The following is a 24,493-nucleotide window of genomic DNA, read 5'->3' on the forward strand; positions in this document are numbered from 1 at the left end:
ACCTCTAGCTTGAGTTAAAAAAACCGCAGCCTACCATGGGTACGCACTTGGGCTAAGTTCAATTCAGCAGCGACCAAGCCGATACAACATCAACCAATGTTGAGTCGAGCAGCTTGTCAGCAAATAATAATATAGGCCTGAACGCGGCGGGCAATACTGAAATAATTGGCTCCAACCTATCCGCCGATGCAGATCAAAACTATAGTGGCGATGTAAACATTTCCGCTGGTGAAGATGTTCTCATTGCTGAAAGTTATGAAAGCGTTAACTCCGCAACATCAAACACGGAAGGCACCGCTACTCTTTCTGTGTCAGTGACGAACCAAGTGGTGGAAGTCGCTAAAGCCTATGAAAACTTAGAGGCCGCCGACGAACAGTTTAAAGAGATTAAAGAAGACTACCGTCAAAACCTTTGGCCGTGAAGTCACGCATGCCCAAATTACCCAAGGCACCCTGAATGATCGAGGCGATGACGGGCTGAATGAAGGCTATGCACACCTCGTGGGAGACTCCCCAGAAAGCAATTACGGTTTTAGTTTCAGTAACAATGATTTCGGGTCCTTAAATACAGGTAACACTAATAACCATGTCGGCAACACAAGCTAAGAACTGCTGCAAGCAATACCGCTGACTTTAGAGAAAGTGTGGCCGCCAACCCAGACGCAGTTGATTACTGATAAACCTTTACAATTACACCGAACTAATTACAGGGCCAAACGGGGAGCATTTAGTCGTGTTGTTTCAAGTGGACCTAATGATAAAGGACAGTCAATAGTGATATTTCTAGTGACAATGATTTTAACTATGGCACTATAATTTACTATTTCGGGGAGATGATTCACTCTTCGTAACCAAAATCTACTAAAAATGGACATTACATTGACAAAATTAGCATTAGCAACAATTTTTCTAACTCTTTTGGCGGCTTCCACTTATGGTTTCAACCTAGCTTCGGACAACCCTGATACTCTGATCGGTAGCAATTCTAAAAGCTATGTCTTGAATGGAATTAGTCTCGATCTAACTCTAAAGCAAGTAAAGAAACTAGTTAAAAAAAATGACTCAATGAGGCTAGTCAAAGACAAGTACAACAAGAATTTGTATCACATTTATAGTGACATTGACGAAGGGAGTAAGAACATTGCGGCCATTTCTTTGCTTTGGGAAAATACCCGAGAAGAGATGATTAATATTTCAATTTTTCCAGAATATAAAGGAAAGTTAAATTATAACTTTGAACGATCTCTTACTTTAGATGCCGTTAATAATCGATCCTTTATAACAAAATTCTTTGGTAATGAAAGTAGACGGGAAGTAACTTTAGACTTGCCAGAGTTAGAGATGAAACACACATCAATTTATTATGATGACATTGGGGTTAAGGTTGTATTTAGACAAACATCAAAGGGTAATTCGGTAGTTTTGGGTCTTTATCGCACTAAATAAATAGCAAGGTGAGCGACTATGACATAAGGGTTGAATCTGGAGCTGATAACGACCAAAGCAACAGCGCTAACAACTTTGTGACAAATGGAAGCTTGCGTGTCAACATCGATCACCTTAATGCCTCTTCTGAGCAAAATACCTGCCGCTTCATCGCCCAATCCCTACAAATAGGTTTTGTCACTTCTTTAAGCTTCACTTGGGGCAGCGCTACAAGGCAATGGCGTTAGTTCCCTAACGCTAAATGACCCGAATTCCCCAGCTGAACAAAAAACAGTTGGCTGTTGAAGCTTGCATAAGGACTTATGCCTAAGTTTGCTACTTAAACATAGCCACCAGCGAAAACCTAAGCGGCAGTGCACAAGACAATGTCGGCACCACAGGCGTAAAGTTCGTCATAAGCACTGCAAACGATCAAAGCGCTACCCTCGGCTCCCTTGGTAGTGGTTCAGTTTCTGACCTATCAAATGCCACCAATGAAACCGACAGTACTAGCGATTTAAACCGCGATGCTGAAAACACCAACCTTGATTTATACAGCACGGAAACGGGGACTAGCGTGTCGGGTACCTTGAAGTGATTGCAAGTACGTTGAATTAGCGGAGTCGTTACAAAAATCAGATTTAACACCTGAGCAGAAAGAGACCATACTCAACCAAATTACCGATGCGGTCTTGGCCAACAATGCCCAGTTTGCAAACCTAGACAAATCAAAAGGGGATCCGCTCTTAGTAGCAGACCAAATGGAGCCTTAGCACTTGAATTTGCCAAGTGTCAAACAGACGACTGCCGGGTTCAAGTAGATAAAAAATATAAAGAAAAAAAGCGACGCCAATGTCGCCTTCATTCTCGAACAATGCGCCTATGCAGGCGCATCCACAGGCAATTGTTCGAGTGTTGTTAACGAACAAAACAATGCCATCGTCGATCTGCAAACGGGCGAGACTTATGAGCAAATCGCCGCACAAAGTGCTGAAGAACTCACGGATGCAGAATGGGATGCAGTAAGCGACGTTCTCAATAAATACCACGAAATTGACGTAGGAGACGCAACACTTAGGGGGCAACTGGCCTCAGGTGCGCTTGTAGAAGAAATAGCCGCCAGCTACAATATATCGCCACCGCTCAAGCAAACACTATTAAATAGAGATAAAAATGAAACCTTTTGCTGTCACCCTACTAATTTCAATACTATCAAGTGCAGTCGCTTATGCTGACGAATCACCAAAAGAAGCAATACAAAACTCGAGCCAAAATTCAACTGTTGAACAGGGTAAATGGTCGAGGCCGATCAGAGTTCAAAGTGAATGGGAGCAATACCAGACATACGCTTTACCAGCAGGATTCCTAAGCAATATGGGGTTTGGGCAGAAAGCTACCTGTGCGATAGCTCTTATGAAGAGCATGTCGATTCGAGACCAAAGTTATCAAGACTTCGTCGATAATAAAGAATTAGTAGAGAAGCATAACGCCGTTTTAAGGGCTGTTATTGACGATGGTTTATCCATTCTCAGGAACTCACATTCCTATTTGACTGATCAAGAGTTAAAAGAAATGGTCTACCAAAATCTAATGCAAACTGAAGCTAGCTTAAATGCAACACTGTCTTTTTTAACGTTGGCAGCCAAGGGTCAAGTAGAGAATAAAAATAAGCAGCCAGCAATCGGGATTGCTACTGCTGAAGATTATAAAAAACTTTATGTGAATATTAATTGCGCGGACATTCTTCAATATGACTTAGCTAAGTAAATAGGTTCGTTGCATTGAATATCTCGTTGAAACTAATACTATTTCGCATAGTTGTAATAATAAAGGATCACTCCATCCACTTAGAAACCCGAATTAATGAGTCCGAAAGAAACTGGAGTGGGTTAAGCACCTGTGTCCAATTCGGCACTAGACCAAAACAATGATATATTTCAAAAAAAACGTACTCTGCTGGCCAAGTGATCTACACCAAATTAAGGACATAAAATGAAAGAAGATCCACAAGAAATTAGCGGTGAACTCTACTCTGAATGCTATGAAGTTTCTAAAGTCGCAACGCGTGAAGCATTAAAGGGTTATGATTTGTCCGGTGTTAATCGAGATGAATTAGTTCTTGAAACCAAGAAGAATAAGAAGTCCCTGACCTATAAGCTTTTTGCGACAGACGTCTTTAGTAAAACACTGATTGCGACAATCAAAGTGAACATTGAGACCAAGGCGTCATCGGTTAAGGTAACCAATCTGAATAAAATTTAGCCTCATTTTCGGATGTAGATAGAAAGGCCTATGTCGCTATAAAAGGGCCTGCGTTGTCTTACTAACTCACAACAATCAAACTCCTGACTTTAAATACTTAAGCGCGTTCAGCCATGCCATTGGCGCTACTCATTTTATTAACAATACCCATAACTGGAGCAGCCAAGATATTTCTCTTCGTCGGTTTTATGATCTGGGTTTCGTTCTCGGTCATAACCAAGGTAACTATTATCAAATAGCCTAACAAAAATTACTAAGTGAATTCCGCTGCAAATAATGAAGCTATATTTTTCAGCAACCCACAGCACGAATACACCCAACAACTCGTCACTACGGCTTTTGCTTATTAATCCATTGAAAGATTACAACCTACCCCTTAAACCCAAATTAGATCTCCATCTTGCTTGCAAATGATAATCATTGTCATTACTATTCGCATCAAATTTAGTTTTGAGTGATGCAGCATGAGCAAGGCATATGACACCCAAAGCCCCTCTAAACGGTTAACGGCGCAACACTTAACTGTGGGCTATAACGAAGCCGCCATCCTAAACGATGTTGATTTCCAAGTCCCCGATGGGCAAGTTACCGTTTTGGTTGGCCCCAATGGCAGTGGAAAATCGACACTGCTCAAAGCATTAGCTCGTATTCTTACACCTCGCCAAGGCCAAGTATTGTTAGATGGTCAAGATATTCATCATAGCAAAACTCGCGAAGTCGCCCAAAAACTAGGCTTATTACCGCAAGGGCCAATCGCACCTGAAGGCTTAACGGTTCGAGAATTAGTTGCGCAGGGTCGCTTTCCGCATCAAAACATTTTTAGGCAATGGTCGGGCGAAGACGAACGAGCGATTAACGATGCTATGGCTGTCGCGAATGTTACCGAGTTTGCTGATCGTCCCGTTGATGACTTATCTGGAGGCCAGCGCCAACGTTGCTGGATTGCTATGGTCTTAGCCCAGGAAACCGATCTTATTCTGCTTGATGAGCCGACAACCTTTTTAGATTTAAAGGTGCAAGTCGACCTTATGAATCTTTTGGTTCGGCTGGCACATCAAACCGATAGAACGCTGGTAGTGGTCCTGCATGAGTTAAATCTCGCAGCGGCCTATGCCGATCACCTTGTCATGATGCGCGACGGAGCCATTGTGCAAAAAGGCTCACCTGATGACATATTCTCCAGTGCAAATTTAAAAGCGGTGTTCGATCTTGATGCTCATGTTATTCGAGATCCACATTCCCACCGACTCATTTGCGTACCTGCGTTAATGTCAGTTGTTAACCAAGACGTTGAGGTGGGTGTCAGCATCGCATGAGCACTCAAACTAACCTTGCGCCTAAAAACACGTCGGTACCGTCAAATAGTGCATGGCTAAGACTCAGTGCTGCAATACCCATTGTTATTGCCGTTCTCGCCCTGGCTTTTGGTTGGCACATTGCGGTGGGCGCGAAATCACTTCCACTCAGTACCGTTGTTGATGCACTCATGCATTACGATAACACTCTATTTGATCACATGATCGTACGTGACCTACGTTTACCGCGCGCAATCATTGCCGTGCTGGTTGGTGCAGCGTTGGGCGTTTCGGGCGCATTAATGCAAGGGGTGACGCGTAACCCTTTAGCCGACCCTTCCATTTTAGGTTTAATGACAGGCGCCTCCTTTGCGGTGGTCATGGCCATCGGTATTTTTGGCTTGGTTAGCCCATTGTTATTACCTTGGGTTGCTGCAATAGGTGCATTGATCACTGCGTTAATTGTTTGGCTCATTGCGCAATGGGTGCCCGGCGGAGCTACGCCACTGACCTTAACACTCGCTGGTGCAGCCATCACCGCTTTCTTAGGAGCGCTGATTTCAATTGCACACTTAATGGATCAAGAATCTTTCGAGCAGCTGCGGGTTTGGTTAGTGGGTTCTTTGGCAGGCGGTCGACTTGACGTATTAAAGGTAACGGCCCCCATCATTATCGCTTCGCTTATGTTGGCCTTAGCTCTGTCACGCAAGGTCACTGTTTTAGCAATGGGCGATGACGTAGCACGTGGTTTAGGTGTGCAAACCGGTTGGTTAAAAGTACAGGTGCTCATCTGCGTTGTCATGCTCACGGCCAGTACCGTTGCACTCGCCGGCCCTTTAGGTTTTGTTGGCTTGGTTATTCCACATGCGGTTAGATTATTTGTCGGTTCAGACTACCGCTGGATTGTGCCCTATTCGGCTTTAGTCGGCGCAAGTTACCTTCTCGGCGTGGATATTATTGCCCGCATTGCGCTTCGCCCACAAGAAATCGCCACGGGTATTTTGACGGCCATGGTAGGCGCTCCTTTGTTTATTCATTTAGTTAGAAAGAAGGCGAATTAAGATGATGTTTCTCGATTCTGCTCGCCCAACTGGCTTGGTCATTCGCTTCTTTAATGAGCGCTTCTCATTACGCTTGCCCATTGCTGCGTTACTTATATTTGTCGCTTTAACATGTTCCACTGTTTTATTAATGGCGATCAGTTTAACGCTGGGCAGTTACGACATCAGTTTAACTCAGGTTTGGAACACACTACTCGATCGCTCAGTAGATGATCAAATAACTATTGTCGTTTGGGAATTTCGCTTTCCTCGCACCTTGGTGTCGGCGCTGGTCGGTGCCATGCTGGCACTCTCTGGTGCGTCGCTACAAAACGTCACTCGCAATGGCTTAGCCGATCCATCCTTAGTCGGCATCTCACAAGGTGCTGGGTTGGCCGTTATTTCACTAACAGTTCTTTGGTCAGAATACAGCGATCAATGGCGATCATGGGCTGCCTTTGGGGGGTCGCTCGGTATCGCAGGTTTGATCATGATGCTTAGCTGGAATAACCGTAACGGCAGCTCTATTCGTTTTATCTTAATGGGCATTGGTGTGGCTGCCTTTATCAGTTCAATCACATCAGCATTAATGACTTACGGGCAAATTGAGCGGGCTATGTCAGCGTTGGCTTGGTTAAGCGGCAGTATCAACTCTGCAGGCTGGGATGAAGTTCAAATGCTGGCTATTTGGTTCATCGCTTTGCTGCCATTGCTATTAGGCTTAAGCCGCTCCATGGCCGCATTACAAATGGGTGAAGCAACCGCAATCGGGCTCGGCGCATCCACTAAATGGTTACGTATTGCATTGATCAGCGTCTCGGTAGGTTTTGCCGCCATCGCAACGGCTGCGGTTGGGCCCTTAGGTTTTGTCGGCCTTATTGCACCGCATGCCGCGCGTCGCATCTCACGTAGCGGTGTAGGGTTGCATCTAATGATCAGTGCGGCCATCGGTGCCTTCACGGTTACGCTAGCGGATTTATTAGGTCGCGTGCTCTTTGCTCCGGTGCAAATTCCCGCAGGTTTAGTCACTGCCATTATTGGTGTTCCCGTATTCGTCTTTTTACTTAGCCGATCACAAGCAAAAAGCACAATTTAGTGTTGAGGTATTTATATGACTGATTTTTGTGCTCAATATAGTCGGCAGGTTAATGAACCTTTAGCCGGCACCGGCGGCCACCCACAAAGCAATTTATTATTGAGCTGGCCAATTGGCGATTGGACTCGAACATTCCATCAAGCCAAAAGTATGACGAATGTTGTTTCAAAATATATATCTGATCTAGTGGGCAGTGGCCGTAGAGTGAACCTAATTGACCACCCAGATCAGCCGAAACATTGGCATCGCGCTTACCTTATGCCAGAACAGCGCGCGTTTAAAATTCCAACTTTTGAACTGGAAGACTTTTTAGCTGCGTTTCAATCGGCACAGTCTTTAGAGGCATGGGAGACCGAGCCCGTAGAACACAAAATTGTCCTCTGCTGTACCCACGGCATAAAAGATAAGTGCTGCGCAAAGTTCGGTAACGCCAGCTTTAAAGCACTGGATTTTGCCGTGAAAAAAAACTGGCTTGGGCATTTTGAAGTCTGGAAAAGTAGCCACTTAGGTGGCTGTCGACTTGCCTCTGCAGCGGTCGTGTTTCCCGCTGTGCGCAAATATGGACGTATCGAAGCGAATCATACCGTTGCACTTTTAGAATGTGAATATCAAGACTTACCTTATCTACCCTGCTATCGAGGCAACGGTGACTTAACACCTCGCCAACAAATTGCAGATATTGAAGCTCGAAAGACACTTGCTTCACAAGGCATTCAACCTTTCTCTATGCAGGTAACTTCAGAGCACGAACAAGAAGACCAAACCACGGTTGAGTTTCAATGGCAAAGTGACGGCAACCAAGGCCAAGTAAGTATCAAATTGCAACCGTTAACAATAAGTCGATATGGCACTTGCTCAGATATCACAAGCCAATACGAACCGGTAACCATTAGGACGTGGCAAGCCGCTAACTGAAATTCAAATTGAGAGCACTTAACAGGCTCGACAATAAATTTTTTTCACAGAGACAACTCATGACAATCTTTACCGAATCAAAAAACTCACTCATTGATAATGCTTTAATTCGAAATGTCATGGAAGAGATTAACTTGTCGGTAACTAAAAATGGTCAGCAGTTCTCAACATTAAATCAACTCGCACAACCGAGTGACATCACTCGCCAACTGGCCAATCAAGCGATAGTAGAGCCGAGTGCGGATGCTCGAACCCAAGGGGCTTATTTAATTAATCAATTAAGTTGGCGATTAGTCAGCATTGTGTGCTTTTTAGATTTAAGCCAGCTCAGCCTTAATGCGCTTTGGAACGGCCGCATTGGTGTTTTAGATGCATGGCGCTTTAGTGATCTGGACGGCGAAACACAACCCTACGCCACTTATGAGTGGCACTTAGACGAACTAGAACCTTGCACCCAACCATTAGCAGCGGAACAACTCGGTAAACAGCTCATTGAAATTATGACGCCCTTTATAGCTGAAGTTCATCATCAAACACGATTCAGTAAAGCCGCTCAATGGCGACTATTAACGGACTCTATAACTGCTGTTTATCTACATGCGGGAAAGCAATTCAACACCGTTGAAGAGGCCAAGGCCAGGGCCTCTGACATTATTGAAAGCACAGGAAAACCGTTAGCCAATGCCCAATGGCACTTTAAGGAGTTTAACGTCTCAGCTCAGAGCAGCCCAACAGGTGAAACACTAAAGGAATGGTTTCGAATTCGCGGCGGTTGTTGCCGCTATTACACAACAGAAGCAGGAAGATACTGTAGCACTTGCGTGCATTTAGATGAAAACGAACAGCAGCAACGTTTTGAAAACTACTTATTTACTCTTGCAGTTAACGCTGCCCCAAATTAACCGGAAAATAAAATGAATAAGAAATTAGTAATACTATGTATAGCACTTGCAATCGCAATGCCACTACAAGCAGCAAGCACGAAATCTATCGTAGATGATACCGGCACAAATGTTGAGATTCCAGAGGAACCGATGCGAATCGTAGCGTTACATGACAAAGTTCTAACAGTTCCTTTGCTTGAGCTAGGTGTTAAGTTGGTGGGTAGCCATGGTCGTGGTGAAACAGAAGACAGTGCCTTTATTCGATCTAGTCGCTCTATTACCGGTATAGATTTTGATAATTCTGATATCAAATGGGTTGGCAACTTTCCAATCGATATTGAACGAGTGGCAGCGCTTAAGCCAGATCTGATTCTCGTTACTGACTGGCAACCTTTAGATATTGATCAACTTCGAAAAATTGCGCCAACGGTCTTAATAGATCAATCGAAGCACGATGCGTGGCAGATTTATGACATCCTTGCAGAAATTACAGGTACGGTTGATAAACTAACGTTGATGAAGCGTCGTTATGCAGACCAAATTAAATTAATAAAAACAGTCATCGACACTGAAAACACAATGGTATCCACCATTCATGCAAACAAAAAAAATCTATTCGCTTACAACCTTTATGGAAATATTGGCAAAGTACTGATTGACGCCGGTTTTCAACGTCCGAAAATTATCACTGACATTCCGATGCTGGAAAGTAGAAAGTTTTCGGCTGAATCGCTCCAGGCATTTGACGCTGATTTTATCATCACCACCTATGCTTCCACAAACAATGACTATCCGGCCGATGTACAGCGTTACTTCGAAAATATAATGCCGAATTATTGTCAGGTATTACATGCCTGCCGCGAAGGGCAAATGCTTTTGGTTAGCCGCTCCCTTGGAGGAACAACTTCCTACTACGCACTCGGTGCAGTCACTTATATGATCCTCTCAGAGATCGGAGGCAAGGATTTTATCCCTATGGTTCGCTAAAACTTATCAAAGCATACAAATTTAATTTTAAGTTGGAAAACTTTAAGGTCATTGGATAGATAGATATGAAAAAAATTATAACCCTAACACTAATCTCTGTTGCAGTTGCAACTACTGCCACGGAATACCCATTTAGTTTTGAGCATCAATACGGTACCTCCGTAATCGAAGATCAACCACAACGTATTGCAACAATTGATTACGCAGGCACAGACAATATTCTTGCTCTTGGTTTTCAACCGCTAACCTCACGCTACTGGTTTGGTGATGACCCAAATGGAATTTGGCCCTGGGCACAACCATTACTCACTGAAGAACCAGGAATACTACTGGGTGATTTGAATTTTGAACAAATCGCAAGTACCAATCCAGATGTTATATTCGCGATTAGATCTGGTATTACCGATAAAGATTATCAACAACTAAGCCGCATAGCCCCCGTTATTGCAGTTCCAAAAGGCTACGGTGATTATGAGCTTAAATGGGATGAACGTGCGCGCATCATTGGCCAAGTATTAAACAAAGAAGCCGAAACAGAACAAAAAATATCGGGCATAAAAAATAAAATTTCATCGGTGGCTAAAGCTCACCCTGAATGGGCTGAGCATGATTTCTCAATGGCCACTTATTGGAATGGCAGTATTGGGGTTTATTCTGACAGTGACAGCAGTGTCGCATTAATTAACCAGCTCGGGCTTTCAATTGCACCTGAAGTCACGGCGATATCCAAGCCAGGTGAGTTTTACATAAGCATCTCTGCGGAACATCTTGCCGATCTCGATAGCGATGTTTTGTTCTGGTTTGCAGATGCTGAACCATTAGCTAGTATCCGTGCACTCGGTGTTTACGATTTAATGCGCGCACCTAAAGAAGGTCGAGAAATCATTTTGAAAACTACGGATCGGTTAAATGGTGCAATGTCCTATGGAACCTTACTTAGCCTTCCCGAAGCAATTGACCGGCTCGTACCCGCTATCGAGGCGGCTATTGATGGCGACCCAACAACTCTAGCAAACAGCGTTGAAAACTAATACCGAACATTTTACGCGCCCAGAAAACAAAAGGAATTCGGCTTTATTTCCTGAGCCGATAACCCCGTGATTAAATTAGGAGCAAACATGAAACACCTACTCATAATGTTAGGCATTATATGTTCGACAACGATGTCACTTCATGCTGATGAGTTCCCGCTAACCATCAAGCATAAATTTGGAACGACGGTTATTGAAGAACAGCCAACTCGAATAGCATCGGTTGACTTTACGGGCGCGGACGACCTCCTGGCACTTGATGTTCAACCCGTCACAATACGATATTGGTACGGTGATTACAAACGCGCAGTTTGGCCTTGGGCGGAGCCATTGTTAAAAGACACACCTGAGATATTGCGTGGTGACTTAAACATTGAACAAATCGCATCAACAAATCCAGATGTGATAATCGCGCTATGGTCAGGTATTGATCAAGCGATGTATGACCAATTATCGTTGATTGCACCCGTTGTTGCAGTACCCAAAAACGTCGGCGACTACGCCATGTCATGGGATGATCGAGCACTATTAACGGGTATCGCAATCGGTAAACAAAACCTAGCGATCAGCCTAATTGAAGGTATCAATAACCAATTGGCCGACATTGCGAAAAAGAATCCAGAATGGGTAGGAAAGACAGCCACCATGAGCAACGTTCGTTCTGATAATATTGGCATTTATTCTCGTCATGACATTCGCGCACAGCTTCTATCAAAGATCGGTTTCTCAGTTCCCAAAGAAATTGATTCGTTAACGGAAGGCGAAAACTTTGTTGTAAATATCAGCTTTGAAGCAATTGAACTTCTTGATGCTGACTTAGTTGTTTGGATGGCTTATTCAGGGTTTGACGATATTTATAAGCTGACGGGTCGCCCTTTTCTAAATGCGGCAAAAGAAGGTCGAGAGATTTTCATGGGCGACCAACTAGCCAGCGCCCTCTCTCATGCCTCTCTCTTATCTTTGCCATTCGCCATTGAGCAATTGGAACCAATGATCAAAGCAGCTTTAGATGGCGACCCTAACACCCATAAAGACAATCGAAATGATTAGTCCCTTAAAATGTTTTAACTTTTTACCTTACGCTCTTGTTGAGATTTTAACTTAACGAAAGTTCACCTTCTTATTAGGAGTCAGCATGAAACAACTGATAATATTTTTAAGTGTCATTTTTACAACAGCCATGTCGCTGCAGGCAGCAGAAACCCGAACGATTATTGACGATACCGGGGCATCAGTTGAAATACCGGTGAAACCGCTGCGCATCGTTTCGCTACACGATAGTGTTTTGACGGTACCATTACTAGAACTGGGCGCTGAAATTGTTGGCAGCCATGGCCGAGTCGATACGGAAGGTAATCCGTTCATTCGCTCTAGCCGATCGATTACAGGTCTAGATTTTGACAACTCAGCTATTGAGTGGGTCGGAAACTACCCTGCGGATATTGAACGTATTGCTGCTTTAAAACCTGACTTAATTTTAACCACGGCTTGGCAATCTTTAGAGGCAGAGCCGCTACGAAAAATCGCACCAACTATTTTAGTTGATTACACGAAACGAAATGATGAAGAGATATTTGACCTATTAGCCGACTTAACCGGCACGACAGAAAAACTGGCACTCATGAAGCGTCGCTATGCCGACCAAATTGCGTTGATCAAAGAAGTCATCGATACCGAAAATATTATGGTATCAACGATTCATGCAAATGAAGGGCAGTTATTTGCTTTCAACCCTTATGGCAATATTGGTAAGGTTCTAATTGACGCAGGCTTCCAACGTCCTGAAATTATTAAGGCCATCCCAGAGGGTGGCAACCAAAACTTTACTGCTGAAGCGTTACAAGAGTTTGATGCAGACTTTATTATCACGACCTACCGTTCAACAGCCGGTGATGGCCCTCAAGATATTCGCGATTACTTTAAGAGTGTCGTGCCGCAATATTGCCAAGCATTGCATGCGTGTCGTGAAAAGCAAATGTTATTAGTTAGCCGATCGCTCGGATCAACAAACTCTTATTACGCCCTTGGCGCAGTCACTTATATGATACTTTCTGAAATTGGTGGCAGGGAATACGTACCGCTGCCACGATAGTTCAACACAAGCAAAAGTCGGATCAGTAACCTAAAGCGGTTGCGCACTGTTAATCATTGCATCACCAATCGCCAACACGGCATCGACTAACGCGCGCCCATGCTCAGCTTCGGTTCTCGCACCAATAAAGCAGGGCCGAATTGCAAGGGCTCCGTTTACACGTGTTGTACTGGGTAGATGTATGTTGCCGCGGATGAGCTGGCGATGAAGTTTTTGATTAAAGGCATCTAAGTCCTTTATTTTTGATGATGTGTATCGGAAGCAACAGATTGATAATTCTGGCTCACCAAGAAGCTCTAGGTTTTGGTGGGCCGTTACTCTTTGCGCAAGCTCGGTTGCCATATCATTATGCCGCTTAATGCGTTCGCGCATGCCTTCTACACCAATCTCTTTTAACATGGCCCAAACTACGACGCCACGACTCGGTGAACTCAGCTCAACTCCATAGTCAAAGTAAGGCGTACCGAAGTGATCCATGGAGTGCTCCGACGTGACAGTAGCAACGTTACTTGCTTCAACGGATTGATCGACGGTGCCTTCCAAATAGTCCGCGGGCTCTTGGGTGAAAGCGCGGGCCAAAAAGCTTCGATCTTTTACGAAGGTAGCACCCACACCAATGGCGGCACCCAACCACTTATGAGGGTCAACTATGATTGAATCAGCGTATTCCAAGCCTTCATATTTTTTCGCTAAACGTTCATCTAACACGCCGGGCAACCCATAGGCTCCATCAATGTGAAACCAAATATTATGCGCTTTGGCAAGCTGACCCATTTGCTTGATTGGATCTATTGCGCCTCGATTTGTGGTGCCTGCATTAGCGACTATGGCTATCGGCAATTTGCCTTCGGCTAAATCTTGTTCCAGCGCTTTTTTTAACGAATCAAAATTGAGCCGCCCTGCATAATCAATATCTATACTTCGAACACAGCGACGCCCGAGCCCCAAAACCCCTGCGGCTCGTTGAATGGTGTGATGGCATTCAGAGCTTGCGTAGATCACCACGGATTTACTGACACCCTCTGCGGCAGGGTCTATTCCAATCTGCTCAAAGGCATGTTGTCTAGCGCCTCCTAGGGCGACCAAGTTTGCAACAGAGCCACCACTAGAAAAAAGACCTTGCATACCTTTTAAGCCAAACATTTGAGCCAACCACTCTAACGCAAGCCCTTCTAAAAAGTTAAAAGCGGTTTGCATATATCGTTGTGGGGAGGCGATGTTTGCTGAGGTGGCGGCTAAGGTCGCCGCGGTGGTTCCGCCGGTCGTGATATATGAAGTAAAGGTCGGCTTTGATACCGCAGAGCCATTAGGGATTATTTGTTCTGTGAGTAATGACACCACCTGTTCTAAACCAGCACCTTTGAATGGCACGGGTTCGTTTAAAATTGATCGCCAATTCGCACTCGGGTGGAGTGCATCTGGGTGCTCATATTTAAGATACTGGTCTAATGCCTTACCAATTTGCTGGAGGTTCTCGGTTAACTGCCTAGTTTCGGCCTTATCCTTCATGCTCATCCTCTATTAATCTAGTTGAAAAAGATCGCGCAATATTAGGCTCTTCCTCTCATATTGGGAATGCTCTTAACTTAAGAGCGCCATCTAAAGCTAAGATTTATTGATTTGACCCCTTGTCACGGCATCTCTCTATCCGTATTGTAACCGGTTACAGGAAAGTCAATTAACAACCTTTCAATTCTAGCAACCCTGGAGCGCAGAGTCGCTAAACCAGAACTTTCGGAGAAATTATGGACAACTACGGCTATTTTGATGACAAAAATAAAGAATATGTGGTGACTGACCCTAAAACTCCGATTAAATGGACCAACTATGTGGGTACGCTTAACTTTGGCGGTCTAATGGATTGCACCGGTGGGGCATTAATTTGCAAGCAAGACCCTGCGTTAAACCGTATGACCAAGTACATCGCGCAAATGCCGCAGTCTGACTTTAAAGGCTCAACCATTTACTTGCGTGTTAAAAGCGCGGCCGGTACGACTGTGTTTTCACCATTTTTAACACCAACACTTAAACCTCTAGATTCCTTCGAGTGCCGTGTAGGGCTTAGTTATTCGCGCTGGGTGGTTGAAGCCTATGGTATTCGTGCAAAAATAACGGCATTTGTGCCGCAAAGCGCAGAAGTATTGTTACAAGATATACAAATCACCAACATCAGTGGCGAGCCGCTTTCTGTTGATGTTATTCCGGTTTATGAGTTCTCACACTTTGATGCTCTTAAGCAGCTGGTCAATGCCGACTGGGTACCACAAACCATGACAGTGAAGGCCCATAAAGAAACAACTGGCCATGTCATTTTAGAGCAATATGCTTTTATGAAGCGAGATGTGGCGGTTAACTATGTCACCTGTGATCGTGCGGTTGATTCTTTTGATGGAGATCGTCGGCAGTTTTTAGGAGACAATGAATTCGGTTCTTGGGCGAATCCTCTAAGTTTAGCAAACGAACACCTCAGCAACTCTGAATGCGATCGCGGCGATAACATTGCGGCATTGATGATCAAACTAGGCAACTTACAAGCCAATGAAACACAAAGAACAATTACCCAGTTAGGCCAAAGTACTACAGTGACTAGCGCAAGACCGAGTATCGATAAATACCGTGATCACAAAGCCGTTGATGCTGCGTTAACAGAGCTAGCCGATTTCTGGTCTAACTATTTAGAAACAATGGTTGTCGATACACCCGATGAAGCAATGAATTCAATGCTGAATATTCATAACCCTCGTCAATGTCATACGACAAAAAACTGGTCGCGTTATTTATCGTTGTACCAATTAGGCTATGGTGCGCGAGGCATCGGTTTCAGAGACTCCTCTCAAGATTTGATCGGCGTGATGTCTCACATGCCGGAAGAAGCGCGCGAGTTTTTAGAGCGTTTATTATCTGTGCAAAACCCAGATGGCTCTGCGATGCACCAATATTTCCCGTTGACGATGGAGGCCAATGAAGGTGACAGCCGAGAAGAAGAACATATGCCAAAATACTACGGCGATGACCATCTTTGGGCTGTACTTGCTTGTGCTCAATACATTAAAGAAACAGGCAATGTTGACTTTTTGGATAAAGAGATTCCTTTTTATAGCAAAACGTTACCGCCAAAAGAACGGGAGCTAGGGACAGTATACGAGCATTTAAAGCGTGCACTCGCGTTCACTTTTAATAATGTCGGCCAGCATAAACTGCCGCTGCTAGGTTTCGCAGATTGGAATGACACAGTAAATCTTCCGGCTGGGGCCGAGAGTTTATTTGTCGCAAACTTATTTGGCACTGCAATCAAAGAGCTAGTTAACATTACTGAATTTATTAACGACAATGCCACCACAGATCTTCTAAACCATTATCACCAGACAATGAAACAACGTGTTAATGATACTGCATGGGATGGCGATTGGTGGGTTCGTTATTATACTGCTGAGGGTGAACCTATCGGCTCTCATAAAAATACCTATGGCAGTATCTATACCAACGGGCAGAGTTGGCCTGTTATGTCTGGGTTTAGTGAAGGTGAACGTCGCACGCAAAGCTTGCAATCGGTTTATGACAAACTAAACACCCAGTACGGCATTAAACTCTCCGGCCCTGGCTATAACGGTTACGATGATAACTTAGGGGGTGTATCCACTTATCCTCCTGGCGCGAAAGAAAACGGTGGTATCTTTTTGCACTCAAACCCTTGGGTGATGATAGCAGAAACCATCGAAGGCAATGGCGATAGAGCATTTGAATACTACAATCAAATAAACCCTGCTTTTCATAACGACAACATGAAGGTATTTGAATCTGAACCCTACTGTTATCCGCAAAACATCTTAGGTGATGAGCATAAACAATTTGGTATGGGTCGCAACGCATGGTTATCAGGTACCGCCTCTTGGACCTATGTCGCGGGCACTCAATACATCCTTGGTATTCGCCCTACTATTAATGGCTTAATTGTTGACCCCTGCATTCCAAAAGACTGGCCTAGTTTTTCCGTCACACGAAAATTCAGAGGTGCAACTTATGAAATTCACGTCAAGAACCCCAATAAACGCAACAAAGGCGTGACAGTGCTGAGCTTAAATGGTGAGAGAATCGAAGGCACACTCATACCGATTCAGCCAAGCGGAACTCATACAATTACGGTAACACTTTAACCAACCACTGTTACATTTTCGGGCGCTTCGGCGCCTTTTTTTTGATCTAACGCTATAGAACCCCAAATAGTTGCACTTAACGAACCTGTAACCGTTTACAATTGAATCATTTTCCGGTTAAATCAGCACTCAAGCGTTTACCAATATAACTACTGAAAACGGTCTATAAGGGTTAAATGAGTTCAAATTATTCCGAAATACCCTGTTTTTTAGCCAAATTCGCTGAAAAACAGGTCATAAATAATGTCTTACCCTTTTGGCAAGCTAGAGCGCTTAGCCCAAATGGGGGGCTTTATGGGGCCGTTTCAGAACATGGCGTTGCTGATAAATCAGCACCCGTAGGAGCTATTTTATTTGCCCGCACCCTTTGGTCTTTCTCACACGCCTATGAAAACACCGGAAATGTAGAGTACTTGACCACAGCCAAAGGTCTTTTCTCGACATTTAAAAATAACTTTGTTGATGAGCAATATGGCGGAGTGTATTGGTCCACGGATGCTGATGGTTCACCCTTGGAAACCCACAAACACTCGGTTGCACAGGCATATGCCCTATTCGCGGCATCACTTTTTTATCAAATCAGCGAAGACTCTGACGCGTTAAAACTTGCTCAGCATCTAACTTCGTTCACGCAAACGTATTTTTTACGGCTCGATGGAACTTATTTATCCCAGCTCAGTAGAGACTTAGAAGGTCATTACCATGAGCAAAACGCACTCATCGAAACCTGTAACCAGTTACATATGCTCGAAGCCGTCACGCAATACATCAAAAGCACTCAAGACATGGCGCTAAAGGCCCATTTAGAAGAGTTGGTGGACATGTTCTTGCTCCGAATATTTCCCGCCCAAGACCATTTAGCTTTACGCTTCACGCAAAACTGGAAACCGAGTGGAAATGAGACATCGTACGGTCATAATTTTGAGGCGGGCTACCTAGTTTACCTAGCGTGCGAAACATTAGGTGACGATATCCGGTTAGCAAAAGTTCAAAACCAATTATTACGGTTAGTTGATTTCACCGTTGAACATTGCAAGCATGCCAGTGGTAGCTATAAATACGGTATAGATATTAAAGGCAGAGCACTCAAGACACTTTTGTGGTGGCCACAAACAGAGGCATCAAATGCCTTATTGTTAGCTGCTAAGCTTACCCATAAGCAAACTTACATCGACGAATTAAAAGCTCTTTGGGTCGCCATAGAAAAGCACTGGATAGACCATCAGCATGGTGAGTGGTTCAGTGTATTAAACTTCAAGCTCGAACCCGCTGGCAATAAGAACAAAGTCGACTTTTGGCGCTGTAGTTATCATACAACTCGCGCCTGCTTTCACTTTGCCCGCGAAAATCAAAAAGAAAACATACAATCAACCACCCGCCTCATTACGCCGAGTATTGGTTGATATTACCGATTGACAATTTCAAGATAAATTAGAGACTTAATTATGACTAACCAAATACAAGACAATTCATATGGTTATTTCGATGACAACAATAAAGAGTATGTCATCACGACGCCAAAAACACCTTACCCATGGATTAACTACCTAGGTGATACCGATTATTTCTCGCTCCTGTCTAATACCGGCGGCGGTTACAGCTTCTATAAAGATGCAAAATTTCGTCGCCTCACACGATACCGTTATAACAATGTACCGGTTGATACAGGCGGCAAGTACTTCTATATAAAAGATGGTGAGGAAGCATGGTCTCCAAGCTGGAAGCCACTTAAAACTGATCTAGATGAATACGAATGTCGTCATGGTATGGGTTATACCCGCATACGCGGCCAGAAGAACTCAATCAGCAGTTCGGTTTTGTTTTTCGTCCCACAAGGCGAGCAACTTGAAGTTCAACAAATGACGCTGACCAACCACGGCGACACAACAAAAACGATCAAAGTGTTTTCGTTTGTCGAATGGTGTTTATGGAACGCTGAAGATGACATGACAAACTTCCAACGAAACTTCTCCACCGGTCAAGTTGAAGTTAAAGACTCGGTAATTTATCACAAAACAGAATATCGCGAACGTCGTGACCATTTTGCTTTCTATGCAGTGAATGCGCCCATTCAAGGTTTCGATACTTCGCGTGATGAATTTTTAGGTGATTACAACGGTTTCGAGGCTCCACAAGTTGTCAGTAACGGCCAACCAAACAACTCTATTGCTCATGGTTGGTCGCCTATTGGCTCTCACTATATTGAAGTGACGCTGGAGCCAGGCGAAACAAAAGACTACGTTTTCACCCTAGGCTACGTTGAAATGCCACAGGATGATAAGTGGGAAGCTCCTGCTGTCATCAACAAAACAAAAGCGTTAGCAGCTATTGCACGCTTCGATACAGTTGACAAAGTCCAAACGGCCTTCAATTCACTTAATCAGTATTGGGAAGAATTGCTAAGCAAGTTTATTGTTGACTCTGATGATGAACGCTTAAACCGAGGTGTCAACATTTGGAATCAATACCAAAACATGGTGACCTTTAACATGTCACGCTCAGCATCGTTCTTTGAGTCAGGCATTGGCCGTGGTATGGGCTTCCGAGATTCAAACCAAGACTTAATCGGCTTTGTACACTTGGTTCCAGATCGCGCTCGGCAACGAATTTTAGATATTGCTGCCACTCAGTTTGAAGATGGCTCTGCATATCACCAATACCAGCCTTTAACCAAACGCGGTAACGCTGCCGTTGGTGGTAACTTCAATGATGACCCAATGTGGTTAGTACAATCGGTCACGGTTTACGTGAAAGAAACGGGTGACTTTTCAATTCTCGATGAGCAGGTGCCTTACGACAATGATGAAACCAAGTCGACCAGCCTGTTCGAGCACTTAACTCGCTCATTTAACTTTATTACTCGCAACCTTGGTGAGCATGGTTTGCCACTCATTGGTCGTGCTGATTGGAACGATTGCCTTAATTTAAATTGTTTCTCTACGGATCCAAACGAAAGTTTCCAAACAACAGAAAACAAAGAAGGTGGTCGAGCAGAATCTGTCATGATTGCTGGGCAATTTGTACTGTTTGGCAATGACTACGTTGAACTCTGCAAGCAGCTGGACAAAAAAGAGGAAGCCTCACGAGCTCAAATGTATATTGATTCAATGGTTGGCTCAATCAAAGAAAACGCTTGGGATGGTGAATGGTTCTTGCGTGCTTATGATGCATTCGGTAAAAAAGTTGGTACTCATGAAGCCAAAGAATCGAAAATATTTATTGAGTCTCAGGGCTTTTGTACAATGGCCGGTATCGGCTTAGAAGAAGGTTTAGTTGATAAATCCCTAAATTCAGTCAACGAACACCTCTCATGTGATTTCGGTATTGTTTTGAACTACCCAGCCTTTACCGAGTATCGAATCGAATACGGTGAAATTTCAACCTACCCACAAGGGTATAAAGAAAATGGCGGCATTTTTTGTCATAACAACCCATGGATTATGATTGGTGAAACAGTACGAGGCAATGGCGATTTAGCATTTGAGTACTACACTAAAATAGCGCCAGCGTATCAAGACGATAAAGTTAAGCTACACAAAACAGAGCCTTACGTTTATGCACAGATGATTGCAGGCAAAGAAGCCGCTACGCCAGGTCAAGCGAAGAACTCTTGGCTTACGGGTACAGCTGCCTGGAACTACGTTGCTATTACGCAAAGTATTCTAGGAATAAAACCTCATTACAATGGTTTACAAATAGATCCATGTATTCCTAAAGTTTGGCAAGGGTATGCCGTTAAAAGAGTTTATAGAGGTGTGACTTATAACATCCAAATTAACAACCCAAAAAATGTGAGCAAGGGTATCGCATCTATTACTGTTGATGGGAAATCAGTAGAAGGCAATATTTTGCCACTGTTTGATCAAGGTTCAAGTCATGAGGTAATTGTTACTATGGGTTAAGATAGCCATACCCCTCTAAGGAATGGAGCCTAAGAAATAAGGGAGTAGCCACCTAGCGGCGACTCCCTTTTAATGTTTTATTCTTTACACTTTTGAGGGTCAAAAGATACTTATGTCCATCATAGATAAATCAAAAAAATATTTTACAATTCCGACCAGCTTAGTTGCAAAAATCTCGCTAGGCTTTGGCCTCATTGGCATGCTCTTTCTAGTTAACCTCATAAATACAATGGTCGATGCGAACAAAACCGAAGAGGGCTTAACTCGAATGGCTGACGAGTCCATCCCAGTTTTTACACAAATGTCTGATATTTCAAGCACGGCTTCACAGTTAGAGCCACTTATCTTAGAGTTGTTAGAATCTACTTCTTTAAATCAGCTTTCTACCTTTAACGAAAAGATTAACGCTGAAACGAAAGCACTCAAGACAACTTTAGCAACGGCGAACACCCGCACCTTAAGCGCTACGCTTGAGGCTGCAATAAAAAATGATCTAGATGAAATAGAAACGCTTGCAAATGACATTGTATCTGCAATAGGCGGTATAGCCGCCCAACAAAAAAACGTCATCAATATCCAAGACTTAATCAAGCAAGATATTGAACAACTTGATGAACAAAGAAGTACTTTAGATTCTCTTTTGTCAGATATTTTATACGAACTCGATGACGACTATGTTATTAGTTTAATACAGGAGTTTCGTGCCTCGATGAACGAGGGAATGCTATACATTGAAAAGCTTAAAGCCTCGTCAAGTCTAGATGAGCTTGAAATATTTAATGTTACGATTGAGCGGTGGGCAAGAGACCATAAAACCGTTTTACAGGCGTTGCCCCTACGTGCCGGAGAAGACCCTGATGTCTATATCAACCTCATAAGGGCTCTAAACCAAACCACAGACAGTATTATGCTGTTGGTACAAGGTGAGTATATTAATAATGATTATCAAAATGGCTTACAAGAATTCAAAACACAACAGGTGTCACTCGCCCAACATCAACGTCAGTTGTTAGCGAATTTTCGTCAAACATTAGACAATCTTTTAAATCACGCATCACTGCTTATTGATATTGGCTTTAATGATTTAACAGATTCATCCAATCAAATACAACGCAGCTTAGATACCCAGCGCACAATGGGGTACTTTTTAGGTGGCACCGCTCTCTTGCTGATCATGCTCATTTCAATTTATTTAACCCGGTATTTCAAGAAAGCTATTTCTATCGTACAGAATGACTTAATGAGTTTGGCTAAAGGTGAGCTTTCAAAACCTAAGCCTATTCAAGGCACAGATGAATTCAGTAAAATTAATGAATCTGTTGGCCAGCTATCAAACAGCCTTAGGGATATTGTCGGTGGTATAGGCGATGCAAATACGAACATCAATAAGAGTGTTGAATTGGTCTCTTCACAAGCCTCTGACACTTTAGAGTTTGTTGCGGGCCAAAAACAAGAACTCGACATGGTCGCCACCGCCCTAACTGAGATGGCCGCGACGGCTAGTGAAGTCGCCAGCCATGCCAGCTCAACACATGAAAAAATAACCACTGCTGGAGAGCTCTCTAAGACTGGACGTGAAAATGTCACCAGCAGCAAAAATATGATTGATCAAGTCAGCTTACAATCAACAGAAGCGAAAGCTGTCATTGACTCGCTCAACGTTGGGGTGCAAAGCATTGCCACCATACTAACAACCATTGGTAGCATATCCGAACAAACAAACTTACTTGCACTTAACGCTGCCATTGAAGCGGCACGCGCTGGTGAGCAAGGCCGTGGCTTCGCCGTTGTAGCCGATGAGGTTAGGGCATTAGCGGGACGCACTCAAGCGTCTACTCATGAGATTCAAGCGATGACTGAAGGCATGCTAAAGGAGTCTGCCCGAGCGGTCACAGTTATGGAGCAAAGCGGTGAACTGGTCAATCGCAGTGTGTCCAGCGCTCAACTTGCTGACGATACCATAGCTCAGTTTTCAATTATCATGGAAGAGGTACTCGATCTAAGCCGACTTATTGCAACGGCCTCAGAAGAGCAAGCCTCGACGGTAAATGAGCTGAACAATAACGTTCACCAAGTTTCTGACTTAGCCGAACGAACACATCATTCGGCAGAATCGTCTCAAGCAACCAGCCATCAATTAAGATCACTTGCGTCTGACCTGCAATTAAAGGTATCACGCTTCCGCATAATACCTTGATGCGATTCGGCAGCCTTGTTGCTGACAACATAGGGCTGCCGCTGTAACGACTCATCCTTCATAATCATTTGTATTCAGTCTATAACCTCGATAAAATCCCCGGCTCCCCCAAATTTGACTGGAAATACACCATGTAACCGGTTACAGTCTATTCTTCGGTACAAGGTAAAGTATTTATGGCCACCATTCGCGAAGTATCCAAACTAGCTAACGTTTCTGTCGCAACCGTTAGTCGAGTAGTCAATGGCAATAAATGGGTGTCCGACACCACTCGCGAGAAAGTTCTCGCCGCCATGGGGGAACTGGGCTACCAACCCAACTCATTCGCTCGTTCTCTAGCAACCAACAAATCTGAAACAATTGGTATGGTTATTGGCGATCTAAGCGGCCCATTCTTTGGTGGCATGATGAACTCTGCTGAAAACGCCGTCCGCAAAGCCGGAAAACATCTTATTGTTACCAGCGGTCACGATACGATCGAAAGCGAACTAGGCGCTATCGATTTCTTATTACAAAGACGGGTCGACGGCTTAATTTTGCACTTAGATGTGCTGCCAGATGAAGACATTATTCGCTTAAGTGATAATAGTCACGTACCTATTGTCTTAGTAAATAGGCATATTTCCGAACTAAGCGATCATTGCATTTCTGTAGATAACGACACAGGTGGGTACTTAGCAACTCAACATCTTATTGATTTAGGCCATACTTCTATTGCCTGTATTACAGGGCCCCTTTATAAAAAAGACGCTAGAAATAGGCTGGCGGGTTATCGGCGAGCAATTGAACAAGCCAACCTAACTTATGACGATAATTTAGTTGTTGAGTCTGACTATACGGAACAAGGAGGCAAAACCTCTATTGAACGTTTAGCCCGGCGTAAACTGAATTATAGTGCAGTTTTTGCTCACAATGACCATATGGCCATTGGCGCCATGAACATGCTTAAAAAGCAGGGTAAAAGTCTTCCTGATGAATGCAGTATTGTTGGCTACGATGATATGGTGATGGCACGGTACGTAGAGCCTGCGTTAACGACTATCACCATCCCGGTCAACGAATTTGGGACTCAATCTGCACACCTAGCCTTAAAACTTGGCGGTGAAGAAATGGATGACATTACCTATAAGTTTGAACCTAAGTTAACCATCCGCCGATCGACTTGCCGACGAACCTAGCTGACTATTCAAAACAGTTGATCGAGGATCAACTG

19 protein-coding genes are annotated in these 24,493 nt (G+C 43.9%); 18 read left to right on the forward strand and 1 reads right to left on the reverse strand.

Translation table 11 applies throughout. The features are described from left to right. Positions 1–113: 113 nt before the first annotated feature. From ACI882_RS12375 to ACI882_RS12435, 13 genes are all read left to right on the forward strand, one after another. A complete protein-coding gene (locus ACI882_RS12375) occupies positions 114–422 on the forward strand; it encodes a hypothetical protein (RefSeq protein WP_411745172.1) in 309 nt (102 codons plus the stop codon). Positions 423–879: 457 nt separating this feature from the next. After that, on the forward strand, positions 880–1,446 hold the full coding sequence (locus ACI882_RS12380; RefSeq protein ID WP_411745173.1) for a hypothetical protein: 567 nt from the start codon (positions 880–882) through the stop codon (positions 1,444–1,446). Positions 1,447–2,598: 1,152 nt separating this feature from the next. After that, positions 2,599–3,192, forward strand: a complete 594-nt coding sequence (locus ACI882_RS12385) for a hypothetical protein (RefSeq protein WP_411745174.1) — start codon at positions 2,599–2,601, stop codon at positions 3,190–3,192. Positions 3,193–3,417: 225 nt separating this feature from the next. Continuing rightward, complete coding sequence (locus ACI882_RS12390) at positions 3,418–3,687, forward strand: hypothetical protein (RefSeq protein ID WP_411745175.1); 270 nt, start codon at positions 3,418–3,420, stop codon at positions 3,685–3,687. A gap of 464 nt (positions 3,688–4,151) precedes the next feature. Next, on the forward strand, positions 4,152–5,003 hold the full coding sequence (locus tag ACI882_RS12395; RefSeq protein ID WP_411745176.1) for an ABC transporter ATP-binding protein: 852 nt from the start codon (positions 4,152–4,154) through the stop codon (positions 5,001–5,003). Beyond that, positions 5,000–6,043, forward strand: coding sequence for a FecCD family ABC transporter permease (locus ACI882_RS12400; protein ID WP_411745177.1), 1,044 nt, complete (start codon positions 5,000–5,002; stop codon positions 6,041–6,043). The genes ACI882_RS12395 and ACI882_RS12400 overlap by 4 nt, the downstream gene beginning before the upstream one ends. A 1-nt stretch (position 6,044) precedes the next feature. Continuing rightward, positions 6,045–7,118: a FecCD family ABC transporter permease gene (locus ACI882_RS12405; RefSeq protein WP_411745178.1), complete on the forward strand. Its 1,074-nt coding sequence runs from the start codon at positions 6,045–6,047 to the stop codon at positions 7,116–7,118. Between the two features lie 15 nt (positions 7,119–7,133). Beyond that, positions 7,134–8,033 (forward strand): sucrase ferredoxin, encoded by a 900-nt coding sequence (locus tag ACI882_RS12410; RefSeq protein WP_411745179.1) that lies wholly within the window; start codon positions 7,134–7,136, stop codon positions 8,031–8,033. Positions 8,034–8,092: 59 nt separating this feature from the next. After that, positions 8,093–8,935: a hypothetical protein gene (locus ACI882_RS12415; RefSeq protein ID WP_411746796.1), complete on the forward strand. Its 843-nt coding sequence runs from the start codon at positions 8,093–8,095 to the stop codon at positions 8,933–8,935. A 12-nt stretch (positions 8,936–8,947) separates the two neighbouring features. Further along, complete coding sequence (locus ACI882_RS12420) at positions 8,948–9,904, forward strand: ABC transporter substrate-binding protein (RefSeq protein WP_411745150.1); 957 nt, start codon at positions 8,948–8,950, stop codon at positions 9,902–9,904. A gap of 65 nt (positions 9,905–9,969) precedes the next feature. Further along, positions 9,970–10,935 carry an ABC transporter substrate-binding protein gene (locus ACI882_RS12425; protein ID WP_411745149.1) on the forward strand — a complete coding sequence of 322 codons (966 nt, stop codon included), beginning with the start codon at positions 9,970–9,972 and terminating at the stop codon, positions 10,933–10,935. A gap of 87 nt (positions 10,936–11,022) precedes the next feature. After that, positions 11,023–11,985, forward strand: coding sequence for an iron-siderophore ABC transporter substrate-binding protein (locus ACI882_RS12430; protein WP_411745148.1), 963 nt, complete (start codon positions 11,023–11,025; stop codon positions 11,983–11,985). An 85-nt stretch (positions 11,986–12,070) separates the two neighbouring features. After that, positions 12,071–13,027 (forward strand): ABC transporter substrate-binding protein, encoded by a 957-nt coding sequence (locus ACI882_RS12435; protein WP_411745147.1) that lies wholly within the window; start codon positions 12,071–12,073, stop codon positions 13,025–13,027. 30 nt (positions 13,028–13,057) lie between these two features. Here ACI882_RS12435 and ACI882_RS12440 read toward each other — a convergent pair whose 3' ends face one another. Then, complete coding sequence (locus ACI882_RS12440) at positions 13,058–14,536, reverse strand: pyridoxal phosphate-dependent decarboxylase family protein (RefSeq protein ID WP_411745146.1); 1,479 nt, start codon at positions 14,534–14,536, stop codon at positions 13,058–13,060. Between the two features lie 236 nt (positions 14,537–14,772). Between ACI882_RS12440 and ACI882_RS12445 the strand changes: the two genes are divergently transcribed. From ACI882_RS12445 to ACI882_RS12465, 5 genes are all read left to right on the forward strand, one after another. Next, positions 14,773–17,181: a GH36-type glycosyl hydrolase domain-containing protein gene (locus ACI882_RS12445; protein WP_411745145.1), complete on the forward strand. Its 2,409-nt coding sequence runs from the start codon at positions 14,773–14,775 to the stop codon at positions 17,179–17,181. A gap of 176 nt (positions 17,182–17,357) precedes the next feature. Continuing rightward, positions 17,358–18,584, forward strand: a complete 1,227-nt coding sequence (locus tag ACI882_RS12450) for an AGE family epimerase/isomerase (protein ID WP_411745144.1) — start codon at positions 17,358–17,360, stop codon at positions 18,582–18,584. Between the two features lie 42 nt (positions 18,585–18,626). Further along, positions 18,627–21,083, forward strand: a complete 2,457-nt coding sequence (locus tag ACI882_RS12455; protein WP_411746361.1) for a GH36-type glycosyl hydrolase domain-containing protein — start codon at positions 18,627–18,629, stop codon at positions 21,081–21,083. 112 nt (positions 21,084–21,195) lie between these two features. After that, positions 21,196–23,280 (forward strand): methyl-accepting chemotaxis protein, encoded by a 2,085-nt coding sequence (locus ACI882_RS12460; RefSeq protein ID WP_411745279.1) that lies wholly within the window; start codon positions 21,196–21,198, stop codon positions 23,278–23,280. A 176-nt stretch (positions 23,281–23,456) separates the two neighbouring features. Next, positions 23,457–24,458, forward strand: coding sequence for a LacI family DNA-binding transcriptional regulator (locus ACI882_RS12465; protein WP_411745280.1), 1,002 nt, complete (start codon positions 23,457–23,459; stop codon positions 24,456–24,458). Positions 24,459–24,493: the final 35 nt, after the last annotated feature.

It is taken from the genome of Reinekea sp., from assembly GCF_046710285.1.
In the GTDB taxonomy this organism is placed as follows: Bacteria; Pseudomonadota; Gammaproteobacteria; order Pseudomonadales; family Natronospirillaceae; genus Reinekea.